Origin of the sequence: uncultured Tateyamaria sp. (assembly GCF_947496075.1) — a bacterium.
Lineage (GTDB): Bacteria > Pseudomonadota > Alphaproteobacteria > Rhodobacterales > Rhodobacteraceae > Tateyamaria.
In genome coordinates this window covers 128,067-145,398 of record NZ_CANMBJ010000005.1, presented here as the reverse complement: position 1 = coordinate 145,398, position 17,332 = coordinate 128,067, and the positions used below count along the sequence as shown (strand labels likewise).

19 protein-coding genes are annotated in these 17,332 nt (G+C 59.8%); 5 read left to right on the top strand and 14 right to left on the bottom strand.

All coding sequences use genetic code 11. The features are described 5' to 3' along the window. Positions 1 to 69 precede the first annotated feature (69 nt). The 5 genes from Q1A51_RS17765 to Q1A51_RS17745 form a co-directional block, all read right to left on the bottom strand. Positions 70 to 798 (bottom strand): amino acid ABC transporter ATP-binding protein, encoded by a 729-nt coding sequence (locus Q1A51_RS17765; RefSeq protein WP_299604346.1) that lies wholly within the window; start codon positions 796 to 798, stop codon positions 70 to 72. Further along, on the bottom strand, positions 785 to 1,594 hold the full coding sequence (locus Q1A51_RS17760) for an amino acid ABC transporter permease (RefSeq protein WP_299604344.1): 810 nt from the start codon (positions 1,592 to 1,594) through the stop codon (positions 785 to 787). The genes Q1A51_RS17765 and Q1A51_RS17760 overlap by 14 nt, the downstream gene beginning before the upstream one ends. After that, positions 1,591 to 2,406: an ABC transporter substrate-binding protein gene (locus Q1A51_RS17755; RefSeq protein ID WP_299604342.1), complete on the bottom strand. Its 816-nt coding sequence runs from the start codon at positions 2,404 to 2,406 to the stop codon at positions 1,591 to 1,593. The genes Q1A51_RS17760 and Q1A51_RS17755 overlap by 4 nt, the downstream gene beginning before the upstream one ends. Before the next feature lie 113 nt (positions 2,407 to 2,519). Further along, entirely contained in the window at positions 2,520 to 3,050 is a 531-nt protein-coding gene (locus Q1A51_RS17750; protein WP_299604340.1) for a hypothetical protein, read from the bottom strand. A gap of 17 nt (positions 3,051 to 3,067) precedes the next feature. Then, positions 3,068 to 4,087, bottom strand: coding sequence for a ribose-phosphate pyrophosphokinase (locus Q1A51_RS17745; RefSeq protein WP_299210289.1), 1,020 nt, complete (start codon positions 4,085 to 4,087; stop codon positions 3,068 to 3,070). A 105-nt stretch (positions 4,088 to 4,192) separates the two neighbouring features. On the opposite strand from Q1A51_RS17745, the gene Q1A51_RS17740 reads away from it, so the two are divergent. Together Q1A51_RS17740 and Q1A51_RS17735 are read left to right on the top strand one after the other, a co-directional pair. Next, the gene (locus Q1A51_RS17740; RefSeq protein WP_299604338.1) at positions 4,193 to 4,792 is read left to right on the top strand and encodes a 2-hydroxychromene-2-carboxylate isomerase; all 600 of its coding nucleotides are present in this window, start codon (positions 4,193 to 4,195) and stop codon (positions 4,790 to 4,792) included. Next, a complete protein-coding gene (locus tag Q1A51_RS17735; protein WP_299604336.1) occupies positions 4,789 to 5,586 on the top strand; it encodes an alpha/beta hydrolase in 798 nt (265 codons plus the stop codon). Before Q1A51_RS17740 ends, Q1A51_RS17735 begins: the two co-directional genes overlap by 4 nt. A 238-nt stretch (positions 5,587 to 5,824) precedes the next feature. Here the strand turns inward: Q1A51_RS17735 and Q1A51_RS17730 are convergent, their stop codons facing one another. The 6 genes from Q1A51_RS17730 to Q1A51_RS17705 form a co-directional block, all read right to left on the bottom strand. After that, complete coding sequence (locus Q1A51_RS17730; protein ID WP_299604334.1) at positions 5,825 to 6,295, bottom strand: YcgN family cysteine cluster protein; 471 nt, start codon at positions 6,293 to 6,295, stop codon at positions 5,825 to 5,827. Then, positions 6,292 to 7,224 carry a bifunctional riboflavin kinase/FAD synthetase gene (locus Q1A51_RS17725; RefSeq protein ID WP_299604332.1) on the bottom strand — a complete coding sequence of 311 codons (933 nt, stop codon included), beginning with the start codon at positions 7,222 to 7,224 and terminating at the stop codon, positions 6,292 to 6,294. The genes Q1A51_RS17730 and Q1A51_RS17725 overlap by 4 nt, the downstream gene beginning before the upstream one ends. A 119-nt stretch (positions 7,225 to 7,343) precedes the next feature. Next, entirely contained in the window at positions 7,344 to 7,787 is a 444-nt protein-coding gene (locus Q1A51_RS17720; protein WP_299604330.1) for a MaoC family dehydratase, read from the bottom strand. Between the two features lie 89 nt (positions 7,788 to 7,876). Next, positions 7,877 to 8,749 (bottom strand): TIGR01459 family HAD-type hydrolase, encoded by an 873-nt coding sequence (locus Q1A51_RS17715; RefSeq protein ID WP_299604328.1) that lies wholly within the window; start codon positions 8,747 to 8,749, stop codon positions 7,877 to 7,879. A gap of 62 nt (positions 8,750 to 8,811) precedes the next feature. Continuing rightward, on the bottom strand, positions 8,812 to 9,675 hold the full coding sequence (locus Q1A51_RS17710; protein WP_299604326.1) for a crotonase/enoyl-CoA hydratase family protein: 864 nt from the start codon (positions 9,673 to 9,675) through the stop codon (positions 8,812 to 8,814). A gap of 108 nt (positions 9,676 to 9,783) precedes the next feature. Continuing rightward, positions 9,784 to 10,704 (bottom strand): manganese-dependent inorganic pyrophosphatase, encoded by a 921-nt coding sequence (locus tag Q1A51_RS17705; RefSeq protein ID WP_299604324.1) that lies wholly within the window; start codon positions 10,702 to 10,704, stop codon positions 9,784 to 9,786. Positions 10,705 to 11,241: 537 nt separating this feature from the next. Here Q1A51_RS17705 and Q1A51_RS17700 point away from each other — a divergent pair. Beyond that, the gene (locus Q1A51_RS17700; RefSeq protein ID WP_299604322.1) at positions 11,242 to 11,916 is read left to right on the top strand and encodes a DUF2161 family putative PD-(D/E)XK-type phosphodiesterase; all 675 of its coding nucleotides are present in this window, start codon (positions 11,242 to 11,244) and stop codon (positions 11,914 to 11,916) included. 37 nt (positions 11,917 to 11,953) lie between these two features. On the opposite strand, the gene Q1A51_RS17695 is transcribed toward Q1A51_RS17700, so the two are convergent. Next, a complete protein-coding gene (locus Q1A51_RS17695; RefSeq protein ID WP_299604320.1) occupies positions 11,954 to 12,940 on the bottom strand; it encodes a TraB/GumN family protein in 987 nt (328 codons plus the stop codon). Positions 12,941 to 13,164: 224 nt separating this feature from the next. Here Q1A51_RS17695 and Q1A51_RS17690 point away from each other — a divergent pair, with 224 nt between their 5' ends. Together Q1A51_RS17690 and groL are read left to right on the top strand one after the other, a co-directional pair. Further along, complete coding sequence (locus tag Q1A51_RS17690; RefSeq protein ID WP_147109029.1) at positions 13,165 to 13,452, top strand: co-chaperone GroES; 288 nt, start codon at positions 13,165 to 13,167, stop codon at positions 13,450 to 13,452. 53 nt (positions 13,453 to 13,505) lie between these two features. After that, entirely contained in the window at positions 13,506 to 15,143 is a 1,638-nt protein-coding gene (gene groL / locus Q1A51_RS17685) for a chaperonin GroEL (RefSeq protein ID WP_299604318.1), read from the top strand. Positions 15,144 to 15,279: 136 nt separating this feature from the next. On the opposite strand, the gene Q1A51_RS17680 is transcribed toward groL, so the two are convergent. Then, positions 15,280 to 15,915, bottom strand: a complete 636-nt coding sequence (locus Q1A51_RS17680; protein WP_299604316.1) for a DUF1826 domain-containing protein — start codon at positions 15,913 to 15,915, stop codon at positions 15,280 to 15,282. Beyond that, positions 15,912 to 17,123 (bottom strand): GTP-binding protein, encoded by a 1,212-nt coding sequence (locus Q1A51_RS17675; protein ID WP_299604314.1) that lies wholly within the window; start codon positions 17,121 to 17,123, stop codon positions 15,912 to 15,914. Before Q1A51_RS17675 ends, Q1A51_RS17680 begins: the two co-directional genes overlap by 4 nt. Positions 17,124 to 17,332: the final 209 nt, after the last annotated feature.

Sequence of the window (17,332 nt, the reverse complement as noted above, 5' to 3'; positions counted from 1 at the left end):
TCCAGACATTCGAACTGTTCGCAGCATCAAACACTTTGGGCTCTGACCGGACATCCGAAGCTGTAACAGCTACCGCAGCACACTCGCCAGAAACCGCCGCGTCCGCTCCCGCTCGGGGGCCGAGAATATCCGCTCCGGCGCCCCTTCCTCCGCCACCACACCCTGATCCATGAACACCACGCGGTCTGCCACGTCGCGGGCAAAGGCCATCTCATGCGTGGCCAGCACCATCGTCATGCCGTCATCGCGCAACTTTCGCAGCACATCCAGCACCTCGCCCACCAGTTCCGGATCAAGGGCCGAGGTGATCTCGTCCAGCAGCATGGTCTGCGGCCGCATCGCCAACGCGCGAATTACGGCCACCCGCTGTTGCTGCCCACCGGACAGCTGGTCGGGATATTTGCGTATGTGATCCGCCAACCCAAAGCGCGCAAACAACGCCTCGATCCGCTCCCGTGCATCCTCGCCCAGCACGCGGCGGGGGGCGAGGGCGACGTTGTCATAGGCCGTCATATGCGGGAACAGGTTGAAGCTTTGGAACACGATCCCGATGTGCTGGCGTATGGGCGTCAGGTCAAAGCCCGGCTCGGCGATATCGACGCCATCCAGGCGCACTTCACCGTCATCCACCGGCTCCAACCCGTTCATGCAGCGCAACAGCGTGGATTTGCCCGACCCAGACGCGCCGATCAGGCACACCATCTCACCGGGTGCGATGTCCATATCGATGCCTTTCAGAACCTGAACATCGCCAAAGCTCTTGGTCACGCCACGCAGCGACAGTCTAGGTTCGGGCATCGCGGTCCCTGTTCATCAGGTAGTCGGCATAACGCGTGGCAGGCACGGTGACACACAGAAAGATGACGGCGGCTGCCACATAGGGCGTGAAGTTTGCCAGCAGCGATTTGAATATGCCCGCTTGTCGCAGGATTTCCACGGGGCCTATGAACGACAAGAGTGCCACGTCCTTTTGTAGGGCGACCAGCATGTTCATGTTGGCGGGCACCACGCGGCGGATGGCTTGGGGCAGGATGACATAGCGCATCGTGTCACGCTCGCTCAGCCCCAGACAGATGGCGGCGTTGCGCTGGCTGGCATGGATGCTCTCAATGCCGGACCGCAACACCTCGGCAATATAGGCTGAATAGGTTAGCACCAGCGCCACGGTGCCCCAGATGTAAGGGGAGTTCCACGGACGGGCGAGGCCCAGACCCGGGATGCCAAAGCCCACCAGATAAACCAGCAGAACCACCGGAATGCCACGAAACAGGTCGACATAAACCGCACCAAAGATGCGCAGGGGAAACAGGGCCGGGTTGGTGTTGCCGCGCGCCAGTGCGATGGCAAGTCCCAGGCCAAAGATCAGGGGCACCGACCACGCGAAAATCGCCACGTCCAGCACGAAGGCGCGCAACAGGTCGGGAAAGACCCGCACAAACACCTCGCCATTGAAGAACGAGGCGCGCACCGCCTCCCAGCCCGGGGCCAGCGGCACAAGGAACACGACAAGAGCCAGCACAAGTGCTGTGCTGACCCCTGCAATCAGATTGGCGCGACGTTTCTGTTGCGCCTCATACGCGGCCCGTCTCGTCACTTGATCAGCGGAACCCCGGTGGCTTCCTGCAGCCACTGCGCCTCGATCTCGCCCAGCTTGCCGCTTTCGGTCATCTCGGCCAGCGCCTCATCGACACAGGCTTTCAGCTCGGATCCTTCGGGCATCAGCATCCCGAACTGGTCAGGGTTCTCGGCTGCCGATGGATCGAACTGACCCAGCACCACGCCATTGTCCATCAGGACCGCAGCGGTGAACAGGGCGGTGGGCAGGTCAAACAGGGCCGCATCGATCTGGCCCGCCTTCATGGCGGCGGTGACGTTGGCATTGTCGTCATAGACCAGCGGGCTGGCATCGGGCGCAATCTGCTCCATCACGACCGGCAGGGCGGTGGTCGAGGCGACGACGCCCCATTTCAGCCCCTTGAGGCTTTCCAGCGTTGGCGCGGCACCCCCTTCAACGACAGGCTGCGTGGTCATCACGGCCTGCGGCGCAGTGTAGTAGGGGGCCGAGAAGTCCACGACCTTGTCACGCTCGGGCGTGATCGAATATTGCTGCATGTTCAGATCGAAATTCTTGGCCCCGGGCTGGATCGCCTCGTCGAACGAGGTGCGAACCCAGGTCACCTGATCGGCGCCAAATCCCATCTCTTCGGCCAAGGCGTAGGCCACGGCAGCCTCGAACCCTTCGCCCGCCTCGGGCGCATCATTCAGAACCCAGGGGTAGTAGGCCGGGTTTCCGGTTGCGATGGTCAGCGTGCCGTCGGTCAGGGTCTTGCCTGCCGCACAATGGCCCGCCGCAAAGGCGCCGCTGGCTGCAACGCTCAATGTGACAGCAGTCAGAAAGGTCTTCATGTGAAATCTCCCCATTGTTTTATCCGGATACTCGGGCAACGCGGCGGGGCTGTCCAGAGGTCATGCAGGCAGCGTGGCCCCGCAAAGACACCATGCTTCATTGCTGGGCAGGATCAGATGGTTAGCAGTTTACTTCCAGCAAGGGACACAGGTCCCCGATGCAGGATGTGCGGCACGCCAACGAACAAGAGCGGCCTGCGCTCGAGCTGCGCCATCTCAGCCAGATAGGCCCGTGTGCCATCCGCCACGGCGCGCAAATCGTGCAAACGGTCAGTGGAAAACGGAACAATGTCCGTCATTGCTGCAGCCATGTCTTCCCTGGGGCTCGTGTCGCGATGCAGCCAGATGCGGGTCGCGCTGGCCTCCAGCCGCGCGGCATCAAACACCAGAAATTGACGTCCCCGGGCGGGCCAACCAAAACCCGCTGCGATCATCGCATCCCGCAAATCCTCGGGGTGCACGGTCGAAAATTGCACGCAGTCAACCCAAGGGCATCCCAATTCAGGCAGAGGACGGCGCAGCGATCCCATCCTGTTGCGGTACTTCGCAATGGCGCGCTCATACAGATCGGGCTGCGTACGTTCCAACGTCGACAGCGGCACCAGAGCATCCCCCCGCAACTCTGAGGGGTGTAGATGATACACGGCTGTTGCGCGCGCGATCACTCCGCGGCGTACATCCCGTCATAGATGGGCGACAGCGTCTCGGCCTCGAACAACGACGACACCGACGTACCATGCCAGATGTTCAGAATGGCTTGGGCAAAGACCGGGGCCGTTGGCACAATCCGGATGTTCGGTGCGTTTTTCACCGCGTCGGTGGGCTGAATGCTGTCGGTGATCACCAGCGACTTCATCACTGAATTGGTGACCCTCTCAACGGCAGGGCCGGACATCACGCCATGCGAGATGTAGGAATGGACCTCTTTCGCACCATTTTCGATCAACACCTCAGCTGCTTTGCAGAGCGTCCCGGCGGTGTCGCACATGTCGTCCACAATGATGCAAACCTTGTCCGTCACATCGCCGATGACGGTCATCTCGGCCACTTCGCCGGGCTTCTCGCGCCGTTTGTCGACGATGGACAGCGGCGCGTTCAACCGCTTCGCCAGCTCACGTGCCCGCGCCACACCACCTACGTCGGGTGACACGATCATCAATTCGTCCAAGCGACCCGCAAACTGCGTCTTGATGTCGAGCGCGAAGATGGGCGAGGCGTACAAGTTGTCCACCGGAATATCAAAGAACCCCTGAATCTGGGCCGCGTGCAGGTCCATGGTCAGAACCCGCTCGATCCCTGCACCAACCAGCATGTTGGCCACCAGCTTCGATGAAATCGGCGTGCGCGCCTTGGTGCGCCGGTCCTGACGGGCATAGCCGAAATAGGGGATCACGGCGGTGATGCGGGCCGCCGACGACCGGCGCAGCGCATCACACATGATCAAAAGCTCCATCAGGTTGTCATTGGCCGGGTTCGAGGTGGGCTGGATGATGAACATGTCCTCGCCCCGCACGTTTTCGAACACCTCGACGAAGATCTCGCCATCGTTGAAACGTTCGACGCGGGCGTCCACCAGCCCAACGTTGACCCCGCGGTGCAGCGACATGCGCCGCGCAATTGCATTTGCCAATGGCAGATTGGCATTGCCCGAGATCAACTTGGGCTCTTCGATGTTCGGCATGACGTGTCCCCGCGCAGCACGATTGTGACAGATTCGTGATGTTGACTCCGCTTAACACGTGCTTACCGTCCCGCGAAACCTGTGACCCCACGATCGGAGACCAAAATGGCCCATATCGACTATTATTTTGCAACGCTGTCGCCCTACACCTACCTGGCCGGGAAACGGTTCGAGGCGCTGGCACAGCAACACGGGGCCACCGTGACCTACAAACCGCTCGATGTGATCGCCCTGTTTGGGCGGACCGGCGGGACACCTCCCAAGGATCGGCACATCAACCGGGTCGAATACCGTGCACAGGAACTGGTGCGGCAGGCCAAAAAATACGACATGCCGTTCAACCTCAAACCCGCGCATTGGCCCACCAACGCGGCGCCATCCTCCTACGCTATCATCGCGGCACAAAATGCGGGCGGCGGTGACCTCGGGACACTGGTGCACGCCATCCTTCGCGCCGTCTGGGCCGAGGAAAAGGACATCGCCCAAGACGACGTGATCAAGGCCTGCCTGACCGAGGCAGGGTTTGATCCGTCGCTGGCCGACAGCGGGCTGCTCAGCGGGGCCGAAACCTACGCGGCCAACCTCGAACAGGCGGTGGACAAGGGCGTCTTCGGCGCGCCCTTTTACATCGTGGACGGGGACCAGCGGTTCTGGGGCCAGGACAAGCTCGAAGATCTTGATCTGCACCTCTCAGGCAAATTGTGATCCCACATATCCACGCCCGGACCTTCGGGTCCGGGCCACGTCCCGCACTTGCCATCCACTGCTCGCTTGGACACTCCGGTGTCTGGCGTGGGGTGGCACAGTCTATGGGTGACGGCTTGACGCTCCACGCCCATGACCTGCCCAACCATGGCAAGTCTGGCGATTGGGACGGGCAGGGGGTCATGCACGACACGGCCACCGCCATGGCGCTCAAGGTCATGGACGATATTGGCACCGAACCCATCGACATCATCGGCCACAGCTTTGGCGCGACCGTGGCTCTGCGCCTTGCCATCGAACATGCCCCGCGTGTGCGCAGCGTAGCGATGTACGAACCCGTCTATTTCGCGCCCATCATCGCGGACGATCCCGACTTTGGCCCCAACTACAAACGCGACACCGCCGATTTCGATGCCGCCATCGACGCAGGCAACACCGAAGCCGCCGCGCGCGCCTTCAACCGCGCTTGGGCCGAAGGGCCCGCATGGGACGACATCCCGGCCCAAAGCCGCGCCTATATGGTGGACCGCATCCACTTCGTCCGCCATTCCGCCCTGTTCCTGATCGAAGACAGCGCAGGCCTGCTTGCGCCGGGCCGTTTCGAACAGGCGACCATGCCCGCGCTTCTGATGGGGGGTGCCACGTCGCGCTGGGCAGCACCGGTCAACAATGCCATTGCACGACGTCTTCCACGGGTCACATCACATGTGTTCGACGGGGTGGGGCACATGGGACCGATCACACATCCCGACGCCGTGGCGCAGGTCTGGCACACCTTCCTGAATGCGGTCTGATCCCGCGGCATAACGCCCCGGCTTAACTCTTTTTCTTAACGCTTTATCAGGAGGTTGGGGGAAATGCGCAGTTTAGGTGACAAAATGTGCAGTTTCGCGAAATGCCCTCGGTTTCGGGCGACTTCTGCGGGCGCAAAATACGCAGTTTCAGGGGAAAACATCGCGATTTGTCGCCATCGGGGCCTCTGAAAACGTCAATTCCGTCGCCCAAGCCCAAGGTTAACACACCGCGCGCTTTTTAGGTCGGCTCTTCAATGATGTGGTCTTCCCAATCGTCGTCCGCCACGTCGAACTCGCTAAAGGTGCGCCCCTGCATCGACACACCCGCGGCATGGACCGTGTCCGCGGTGCCCGAGATCAACGGATGCCAATCAAACAATGGCTTGCCTTCATAGACAAGCCGATAGGCGCAAGTCTTTGGAATCCAATACAAATGCTCTTCGATATTCGACGGTTTGAGCACAATGCAATCCGGCACGAATTGATGCCGCGTCTCGTAATGGGCACAGCGGCAGGTGTCGTCATCCAGCAACCGGCACGCCACGCGGGTCAACGCCACCTCACCGGAATCCTCGTCTTCCAGCTTGTTCAGACAGCATTTTCCGCACCCATCACACAGCGCTTCCCACTCCTTGCGGGTCAGCTTGCCAATGGGTTTTCTCTCCCAAAAACGGGGGGTTAGACCATCACGGTCAATCGGATCACTCATAGGTCAGCCAGGATCGCGCGCGCCTGCGCACTGTCGGCATCCATCTGCGCAACCAATGCGTCCACGCTGTCAAATTTCACTTCGCCCCGCAGATGCGCAACCAAGGCGACGGACACCGGGGCACCATACAAATCGCCTGAAAAATCAAAGACAAAAGTCTCAAGGTTCGGTCGGTTTTCCCCAAACATCGGGCGCACACCCAGTGACGCAACCCCGTGATACGAACCCGCATGAGGCCCATCCAACACGTTGAAAAGAACAGCATAAACGCCAAAGGCGGGCGGGTGCAGCCCATCAATCGACATGTTGGCGGTCGGATACCCCAAGGTACGCCCGCGCTGCTCGCCCCCGATGATCGGCCCCTCGATCCGGTGCCAGTGCCCCAGCATGTCCGCTGCATCCTGCGGTCTGCCATCGGACAAGGCTTGACGGATGGCGGTCGAGGATACGGTGTTGTCGGCGCGTTCCAACAAGGGCGCGACAGTCACGCCAAACCCCATCTCCTGCCCAAAACGCTTCATGTCTGCGGCGGTACCCGCACGCTTCTTGCCAAAACAGAAATCGGCCCCCACCACGACGTGAGACAGGCCCAGTCCGTCGCAAATGACATCCCGCGCGAACTCTTCCGGGCTCAGCCCTGCCAACCCGGAATGAAAAGGCAATTCAAAGAGATAGCGGATACCCATCTTCTCCAGGCGGCTCGCGCGCGCGGCCTGGCTCATCAGGCGGAAGGGTGGTGCATCCGGCGCAAAAAACTCACGGGGATGCGGCTCGAACGTCAACACGCCCAATGGCGCGTCCGGGGCCGCCGACTGGGCCAGATCAATAACGGACCGATGACCCACATGCACGCCATCAAAGTTGCCGATGGCGACGCTGGCCCCCCGGTCGGCGGCATCAACAAACTGGTAGTCCCGAATGATCTTCATGACCCTTGCCTAGCCAAGCGTTCAAACAAGGGCAAGGACCCGTTTCTTCTGACTGAAAATACCACGGGGGAGGCCGAAGGCCGGGGGCAGAGCCCCCAAAGCCGTTTTAAATGAGAGGTTTAGTCGAACTTCCGCGACGGTGCGAGTACCGTTGCTTCGCCGATCAACACCTTCTTGCCGTCCACGGCACAGTGGCAATCCAGCCTCACGCGGCGCTTGGCAAAGTCGATGTCGATTACTTTGACCTCGGCATAGACCATGTCGCCCGGACGCACCGGGGCCAGAAACTTCAACGATTGGCCCATATAGACGGTGCCATGCCCTGGAAGCTGTTCACCGATAACGGCTGAGATCAGACCGGCGGTCAGCATTCCGTGCGCGATACGCCCCGCAAAGATCGTGTCGCGGGCATAGTCGTCATCCAGGTGTACCGGGTTCCGGTCGGTCGAGATCTGCGCAAACATCTCGATGTCTTCGTCCGTGACGACTTTCCGCAGGTGGCGGGACATCCCCATTTCGATGTCTTCGATGCAGATCGTGCCGCGGGGCATGTTGTCCAACATGAGCTTGCTCCGGTAATAATCCGAACGTTTGTCCGGTGTATGCGCAATGTAATTACTTTGCGCGCGCAGAAAAGCAAGCTAAAAGTAGGTCAGCGCAGATGTCCTATCGCAAAAGTCGGCGCGCTTTTTTCCTTTTCAAGGTAGGAGCTTAGCGCATCTGGATCCGGCTGGTGCGACGTTTTGGTTTCCGACGCCGCCAACCCACCTGAAATGAACAGAGAATCAATGTCCTCTCCCATCGCACCCGCGATATCGGTCAAAACACCGTCACCAATGGCCAGAATACCGCTGTCGGGCACATCCACGCCAAGCTCTGCCAGCCGTCGGCGCGCCAGATCATAGATCGGCGGATGCGGCTTTCCGAAATACAGGCTCTCGCCGCCCATCTCGGTATACAGCTTCGCCAATGCGCCCGCGCACCATTCGCGGACCTCGCCACGATCGACAACGATGTCGGGGTTGGCGCAGAGCAGCTTCAGCCCCAATTGTTTTGCCATCAGGAACTCTGGCCGCATCGCATCCGGGTCTGCCATTGCGTCGCGCGGACCTGTGCAAACAATCCCCTCGGCCTCGGCCAGCGGCACCATGTCGATCTTTATCGGGTCCTTGATGACACCAATGGGCTCAAAGAATTTCTCCTCGCCCGGCTGCCCGATGAAATGCACCTTGGACCCAACGATCCCTCGGAACATCGCCGCCCGTGCACTGTCCCCGGATGTGGCTATCGTGTCCCACGCATCATCCGGCACACCGAAATGTATCAACTGTTTCGTCACACCTGCGCGGGGACGAGGTGAGTTGGTCACCAGCACCACCTTGCCGCCCTTGGCCCGATACGCTTGCAACGCGGCCACGGCCTCGGGCAGGGCATGCACGCCGTTGTGCACACAGCCCCAAAGATCGACAAACAACGCGTCATAACGATCCGAAATTTCGGACAGGGAAGTGATGATCTGGGCCATGACGCCTCCGGTATGAATTGGTCAATCGGGGTGTGCCACAGCCGGGGCAGGGGCGAAAGGGCCTAGTCGGCGCGATGATCCGGGTCGTTCAAAGGGTGGTTCCGCGTCCAGTCATACAGGCCCTCGTCCCGCTCTTTCACCGCCTGTTTCCAGCCCACGGCCTCGGACCGGGCCTTGAAATTCAACCCCTCTGGGGAATGCCGGGTGATCCCGTCAAAAACGGTAGCAAGACGCTGGGTCTGGTTGATCGTGGCCTCAAGCGTCTGGTTGATCACCATCTTGTTCATGGCCAGCTGGTTGATCGGCACCGACGCCATGCGCGCGGCAAGCGCCTCAACCTCGGCATCCAATTGATCGACTGGCACGGCCTTCAACACCAACCCCATCTCAGCCGCTTCCGTCCCTGTGATCTTGTCGCCGGTCAGCAGCATCCGCTTGGCACGCTCTGGCCCAAGCCGGTACACCCACATGGCCGTCGTCGGACAGCCCCAAACACGGGCGGGCATGTAGCCAATCTGGGCGTCATCCTCCATCACCACCATGTCGCAACACAGGGCGATATCCGATCCGCCTGCGACAGCAAACCCGTGCACTTTCGCAATGACAGGCTTCATGGCCCGGAACAGCGACATGAAGCACTGCGTGTTGGCCCACATGAACTGGTAGTCCTGCATCGGGTCCCAAGGCATCGCTTGCGTGATCTTGTTGTCCGGGTCCTGCGCATAGTGCGCGAGGTTATAGCCGGCGCAAAAGGCGCGGCCCGCTCCGGACAGTACCATCACATGCACATCCCTGTCCGCATCAAACGCTTCGACCGCGGCCTGCAATTCGCGCGGCAGATCGTCGTCGATGGCATTCATCACGTCTGGTCGGTTCAGCGTAATGCGGCCGATCCGGCCGTCTTTTTCGGTCTTGATGGTGCGCATGGTGTCCTCCCCCAACAACGGTGGCACAAAAAAGTAAGGCGGACCACTGGTCCGCCCGCCTTGCGCATCTTCAGTCTGTAAGGCGGAGGTGTCCTCCGCCCCGCGCCCTCACACCTTAAGGTTCGGAATGATCTGCTTTTTCCGGCTCATGATGCCGGGCAGCACAACGGTGTCGCCAGACACAGCCGCGTCAAAGCTCTTCTCGGCCACGCCTTTCACCCGATCATTGGGGATCAGCATGGTGGCTTCCTCGTTCAGGATGTCCACGACGAACAACAGGACCTCATCGGCGCCGTCCTCCTTCGCCACATCGACCATCGACGCCATCAGGCTGTCCTTGCGGTCCAGCACCAGCTTGGGCGCGGTCGTTTCCAGAACCGACACGCGGAATTGCGTGCCATCCACGGCGTATTCCTTACTGTCCATGCGCAGCAGCTCGGCATCCGAAAACGCGGACACGTCCGACTTCGCCTCAAACATCTCGGACGCATAGGTCGAAAGGTCCACACCCAAATCCTTTGCCAGATCATGGGCAATTGCTTTGTCTTCCGGCGTTGTGGTGGGCGAGCGGAATTCCAACGTGTCCGACAGGATGCAGGACAGCATTGCGCCTTTCACACCGTTCGGCATCTGCGCCATGTCCTTGCCGATCATCTTCCACATGATGGTGGCGGTGCAGGCCAGCGGTTCGATGCGAATGTCGATCGGGCCTTTGGTCTCAAGCCCGCCAACCAGCTTGTGGTGGTCGATGATGGCGGTGATGTCGGCATCGTTGATGGCGTCGGGCAGCTCAGCCGGGTTGTTGGTGTCCACGATCACAACCGGCTGGTCCGCGTCCACGGCACTGATGATGCGCGGCTTGGGCAAGTCCCATTTCTCAAGAACAAAGGCGGCTTCCGTGTTGGGCTCACCCAGCAGCACAGGCTCGGCCTCAACGCCCTTGATCTCATTCAGATACCACGCCCAGATGATGGGCGAACCGGTGGAGTCCGTATCAGGCGATTTGTGGCCAAAAACGAGCGTTGTCATAATGGGGATTCCTTTGGGAGAAGAGAATTTGGCGCCCTTATAGCAAGCTTGGCCTGCGTGTCACGGGGGCCGGTCAGAGTGCAATTGTCGCGCCTGACGATCTGTTGTATGATTGCGAAACACAAACCAAGGAGTGCTCTGAAAATGAACAAGCTGGCCTGACCGCCCACCTGTTCCGCGTACGATACGCGCACCTTTTCAGAGGAGTGTTTTCCAATGGACAAGCCTGCCTGACCCGCATCTGCGGGGATCGTTCTGCACGTATGTGCAGTCCCATCCAATTCAGACAGAAGGGGCACCCCATGCCCATATCCAAGAAAAGAGCCCTGAAACTGGGCGACACCCGCACGACATCACAACCCTGCAAACCCGTTGCACAACGGCCAAGCGTCAACCGACACCCTGACCACGTCCTGCACACGCAGGTGCGCGGCGGGCGTCCTCCGCGCTTTCCCGGGCGCACCGGCGGGCGATAGGGCTTGCCAACGGTCCCGTGCGTGGGGTTACCTCGCACGGGCCAACTGCCCGGAAGCAAACGTGACCACGCGCGAAACCGACCTCTACCCACCCGTCAAAACCTTTCTCGAAGGGCAAGGGTACGTGGTGAAGTCCGAGGTTGGGGCCGCCGATGTCGTGGCCGTGCGCGGTGGAGAACCGCCAGTCATTGTCGAGTTGAAGCTGGGATTTTCACTGGCGCTTGTACACCAATGTGTCGCCCGGCTTGGGGTCAGCGACGATGTTTATATGGCCGTCGAACGGGGCAAGGGAAAACGCTTCCTCAAGGCGACCAAGGACATGACGCGCCTGTGTCGTCGCATTGGACTTGGCCTTTTGACCGTGCGCCTGTCCGATGGGCTGGTACAGGTCCATTGTGATCCCGGCCCCTATGCACCCCGCAAGAACGCCAAGAGGCAGGGCCGGTTGCTCAAGGAATTTGCTGCCCGGCAGGGTGATCCCAACAACGGGGGGCAGACCCGCGTGGGGCTGATCACCGCCTATCGTCAGGACGCGCTGAAGCTGGCGCTGTTTCTGTACGAAGTCGGTGCCAGCAAGGGCGCAGATGTTGCACGTGAGACGGGTGTGATCCGGGCGACAACGATGATGCGCGACGATCATTACGGCTGGTTCGAAAAGGTCGAAAAGGGCGTCTATGGCCTGACGCCCAAGGGGGCCGAAGCGGTGGCGCAGTCTGGGCAGGTTCTTGGGGGCTAGTCAGGCTTGTTGATTGCGGGCCAACGCCATGCAGCGCTCAGAACGGCATGCGCTCCAATTCAAATCCACGATCTGACAGTTGCTGTAGCAAGCCGGATTCGCCGGACAAATGCGCGGCACCCACAGCGATGACGATATTGGCTTCAGTGCGTGCATCGATCCGGTCCATCCACGCCAGATTCCGTTGGACCAGCAACTCCTCCATCATGTCGTCAAACAGCACGTCAAACTCGCCATCAGGAAGATCGACCTGACCCCGCGAAAACACGCGTGAGAATGCAAGAAGCTCGCCATGCTTCTCATCGAAGTAGCTTTCGACCGTTGTTGCTGTCGAATCCACGATGAATTGCTCCATCTGCGCGATCATCGGCAGAAACCGTACCTGCTCCTCAATCGGCTCCGCCCCAAGCAGGGCGATCAAATCCTGATGGGTTTCCAATTCGACGATGGGTACGTCCGCTGCAGTGGCCCGGTCCATGACCATCTTGTCCAGCCCAACCTTCCCGGCATGCAGATCAGCCATGGCGCAGGGCGCTATTCCCAATGTCAGTGACAGGAACCATGGCTGGTACTTTGCAGCCATGAAGGGCGGCACGCCGCGGGCCTGCGCCGCCTCGGACAACACGGTCCAGGTTTCAGGCGAAACGAGGTCAATCAGGCTTGGGCCGTCTGACAGGAACGCGATGGACGGATCGGTCGCGATGGCATTCAGTAACGCCGCTTCTTCCTTGGCGGTGATCTCGACCATCAACAGGTCGGCTGTTTCAACCACCGGCTCCAACCGGTCCACAATGGCCTCCATACGCGCATCAAAGATATGCATCGTCCCAATAAGGTTGATCACCTGGTTGTCCCGGACCGCGCGCCAATGGTTTCCCTCGGAAAATGGCAGGTTGGTCGAAATCGAAGCAATCTCATTCTGCGCGGCATCATCAAGTGTGGGGCGCAGATCAGTTCCGGTGCACGCGGCATGTGCCGCCAAGGGCGCCATAAATGATAAAGCCAACAAAAGCTGTCGAACCATCCTGCATTTCCTTTTTTTGTCCGCCCGCACCGAACGCTAAGTCAGCTCCGCCCCATTGCCAAGGATGTGTCAAAAAACCTTTGCAAAATTATGGCGGCGACACTGGTTGACTCATGGTTGGGGCTTCCCTAGATACGCAACGTTATCACTCGAACATGCTGAGTGCTAACGGTCCCCGATCCGGGGGCCAAGGGAGTAACTTTGAGCCTCAAGGAGCTGCAAAGATGGCATTGAAACCGCTTCATGACCGCGTGCTTGTACGCCGCACGGAAAGCGAAGAGAAAACCGCTGGTGGGCTGATCATCCCCGACAGCGCCAAGGAAAAGCCCAGCGAAGGCGAAATCGTGTCTGCAGGCCCCGGCGCCCGCAAAGACAGCGGTGAGCTGATCGAAATGGGTGTGAAAGCCGGCGACAAGGTGCTGTTCGGCAAATGGTCCGGCACCGAGGTCACCATCGACGGCGAAGAGCTGCTGATGATGAAAGAATCCGACATCATGGGGATCATCGAGTAAGCGCGTCCGCGTTTCTCTGATCTTCATTCCCTAATTCTCAAAGGAGAAAATACATGGCAAAGGACGTCAAGTTCGACATAGATGCCCGCGGGCGCATGCTGGCCGGCGTGAACATTCTGGCTGACGCCGTCAAAGTGACACTGGGCCCCAAAGGCCGCAACGTGGTGCTGGACAAATCCTTCGGCGCACCCCGCATCACCAAGGACGGTGTATCGGTCGCCAAGGAAATCGAACTGGAAGACAAGTTCGAAAACATGGGCGCGCAAATGGTCAAAGAAGTGGCCCAGCGCACCAATGACGAAGCAGGTGACGGTACAACAACCGCAACCGTGCTGGCCCAGGCCATCGTCAAAGAAGGCATGAAATCGGTTGCCGCTGGCATGAACCCGATGGACCTCAAGCGCGGCATCGACATGGCGACCACCAAAGTGGTTGAAGCCATCAAGGCAGCCTCGCGTGAAGTGAACGACAGTGCCGAAGTGGCACAGGTCGGCACCATCTCCGCCAACGGCGAAGCCGAGATCGGCCAGCAGATCGCAGACGCGATGCAGAAGGTCGGCAACGAGGGCGTCATCACCGTTGAAGAGAACAAGGGTCTGGAAACAGAAACCGACGTTGTCGAAGGTATGCAATTCGACCGCGGCTACCTGTCGCCTTACTTCGTGACCAACGCGGACAAAATGACCGCCGAGCTCGAAGACTGCATGATCCTGCTGCACGAAAAGAAACTGTCGTCGCTGCAGCCCATGGTTCCGCTGCTCGAATCGGTGATCCAGTCGCAGAAGCCTCTGCTGATCATCGCCGAAGACGTTGAAGGCGAAGCGCTGGCGACCCTCGTGGTCAACAAACTGCGCGGCGGCCTGAAGATCGCGGCTGTCAAAGCACCTGGTTTCGGCGACCGCCGCAAAGCCATGCTGCAAGACATCGCGATCCTGACCGGCGGCCAGGTGATCTCCGAAGATCTCGGCATGAAGCTCGAGAACGTGACCATGGACATGCTGGGCACCGCCAAGCGTCTTCAGATCACCAAGGACGAGACCACAGTCATCGACGGCAACGGCGAGAAAGCCGAGATCGAGGCACGCGTTGCCCAGATCCGCGGCCAGATCGAAGAAACCACGTCGGACTACGACCGTGAGAAGCTGCAAGAGCGCGTTGCCAAACTGGCAGGCGGTGTTGCTGTCATCCGCGTCGGCGGCATGACAGAAGTTGAAGTGAAAGAGCGCAAAGACCGTGTCGATGACGCCCTGAACGCGACCCGCGCTGCTGTGCAAGAAGGTGTTGTTGTGGGCGGCGGTGTTGCCCTGGTTCAGGCGGCCAAGTCGCTTGACGGCCTGACCGGTGTGAACAACGACCAGAACGTCGGTATCTCGATCGTGCGTAAGGCTATCGAGTCGCCTCTGCGTCAGATCGCTGAAAACGCCGGTGTCGACGGCGCAGTTGTGGCTGGCAAGATCCGCGAAAGCGACGACGTGACCTTTGGCTTCAACGCTCAGACCGAAGAATATGGCGACATGTTCAACTTCGGCGTGATCGACCCGGCCAAAGTGGTGCGTACAGCCCTGCAAGACGCAGCTTCGGTTGCTTCGCTGCTGATCACCACCGAAGCCATGGTAGCTGACAAGCCCGCCAAAGAAGGTGCCGGCGCACCTGCAATGCCCGACATGGGCGGCATGGGCGGCATGATGTAATCAGGGTTTCTGCTCCGCAGAAGCTTGTACCGCTGAAATTGAGAGAGGCCGTCCAACAGGGCGGCCTCTTTTTTTCTGTATTGTCGGCTCAGCGTTCAATGCGGACAATCAACTGCATGATTGGCAGAGGTTGCGCTCACTCCTCACCGTCCGGCTCAGATATGGGGTCCAGCACAAGGACAAGGCGGGTTTCACCGGTGCCCTCGATCGGGGGCGAGCGATGCAACAAACCGGACGACGGCTGCTCTGGCCAAAGTGTTCCGCGCAGCAGGATCGGAGCGCCCGTTGGGACAGTAAACACGCGTCCCGGCGCGTTCCCACGGGGCGACACGCCGTACTGTGTTCCGGTGCCACGATAGGTGCAGACCAATCGCGCGGTCACGGCGTCGATGTGGAACCTGCGGCAGGCATTGGTTGTGACAAGATCCAGACGTAGCCGCAGAAAAGCGGCGGACATCATGTCCGCAAACGTGTCGGCGAGCAGATTGATATCTGCCTGAAGCCAGTCCCGCTCGGGTCCTGATGGCAAACCAGACAGGTCGAACATGTGGCCGAGCGTCTCCGCTACGGCGCTGGTTGGTATCAAAACGCGACCGTGCGGCAGAACATCCGGGTCAAGTGCGTCCAACCAGCTTTGAACATCCGGTGTGGGTTGCCGACGCCATATCGCGGCCGCACATCCCGGTTTCAGGAACGTGTCGAGCGATGCCGGATCATCGGCAACCGCCACGCCAATGGCGGCGTCTTTAAGGACTTCTCGCACCAGGTTCATGCTGCATCCTCCACCCGTTTCCAGATCGGAAAGGGGTCAGGGTAGTCCGGCAAGTCATCAGGCGCCCTTGCCGCAACTGCGGGAACCAGGCACGTATCCAATAGCGCCTTCAATGCCGGCCAATCTATGCCTGCGCCAATGAAAACAATCTCTTGGCGGCGGTCCCCCCATGGTTCCTGCCAATGCGCCTGCATATACGCGCGGGCGCTTTCATGGGTCGGACGTCGATCCTCGGGCACCGAGGCCCACCAGGTGCCCAGCGGTTGGACGCTGGAAAGCGCACCGGCCAGCGAAAACTCGGCCACCCAATTGGGTCGGGTTGATATCCAGAAATGCCCCTTGGCCCGGATCACACCCGGCAGATCACCGTTCAGCACTTCAAGAATACGCTCTGGGACAAAGGGAAGCCGTGCCCGATAGACGTAAGAGGCTACGCCATATTCTTCCGTCTCCGGCACGTGGTCGGCAAATCCATACAACTCCTTGGCCCACATGGGATGTTCGTGCGCTTTCTCGAAATCGAAGCGACCGGTGTCGAGAATTTTCTGTGCATCGACCACAGACTGGTTGGTTTCAATGATCTCCGCGTCGGCATTGAGGCTGCGGATAATCTTGCGGGCGGCATCGACCTTTTCTGGCCCGGCGTCAGCGACCTTATTCAGAATGACCACGTCGGCAAATTCGATCTGGTCGGTCAGAAGGTGAACAAGGGTGCGTTCATCCTCCTCTCCCATGGTCTCGCCCCGGTCGCGCAGGAAGTCATGCGATGCAAAATCGTTCAACAGGTTCACCGCATCGACGACCGTCACCATTGTATCAAGCCGCGCAACGTCCGAGAGGCTGTCGCCAGCCTCATCCCTGAAGTCAAAGGTCGCCGCGACGGGCAATGGTTCGGAAATGCCAGTGGACTCGATCAACAGGTAGTCGAAACGCCCTTCGGCAGCCAGACGGCGCACTTCGTCCAAGAGATCGTCGCGCAAAGTGCAGCAGATGCAGCCATTCGACATCTCGACCAGCGTTTCGTCCGTCCGGCTCAGTTCCGTGTCCGCGCGCACGAGGTCTGCATCGATATTCACCTCGGACATGTCATTCACGATCACCGCGACCCGGCGACCGTCGCGATTGTTAAGGACACGGTTGAGCAGCGTGGTCTTTCCCGCGCCAAGAAAGCCCGAAAGCACCGTAACCGGAAGACGAGTATCTGACATGCATCACTCCTTTGCTTGATATACAAGTTACGTAACTTATTGAGTTGCGAGTGTAATGCAACAGTAAGAGTTACGTTTTGCGCCGACAAAGAAACACATGAATGGGCGAAGCAATCGCCCGCTGATTGCACCTCGGATTCAAGAGTGGAGGCATCGCTCCGGCAAGATGTGCAAGCGAACCTGTTTCGCTTTGACCACACGGGCGGGGG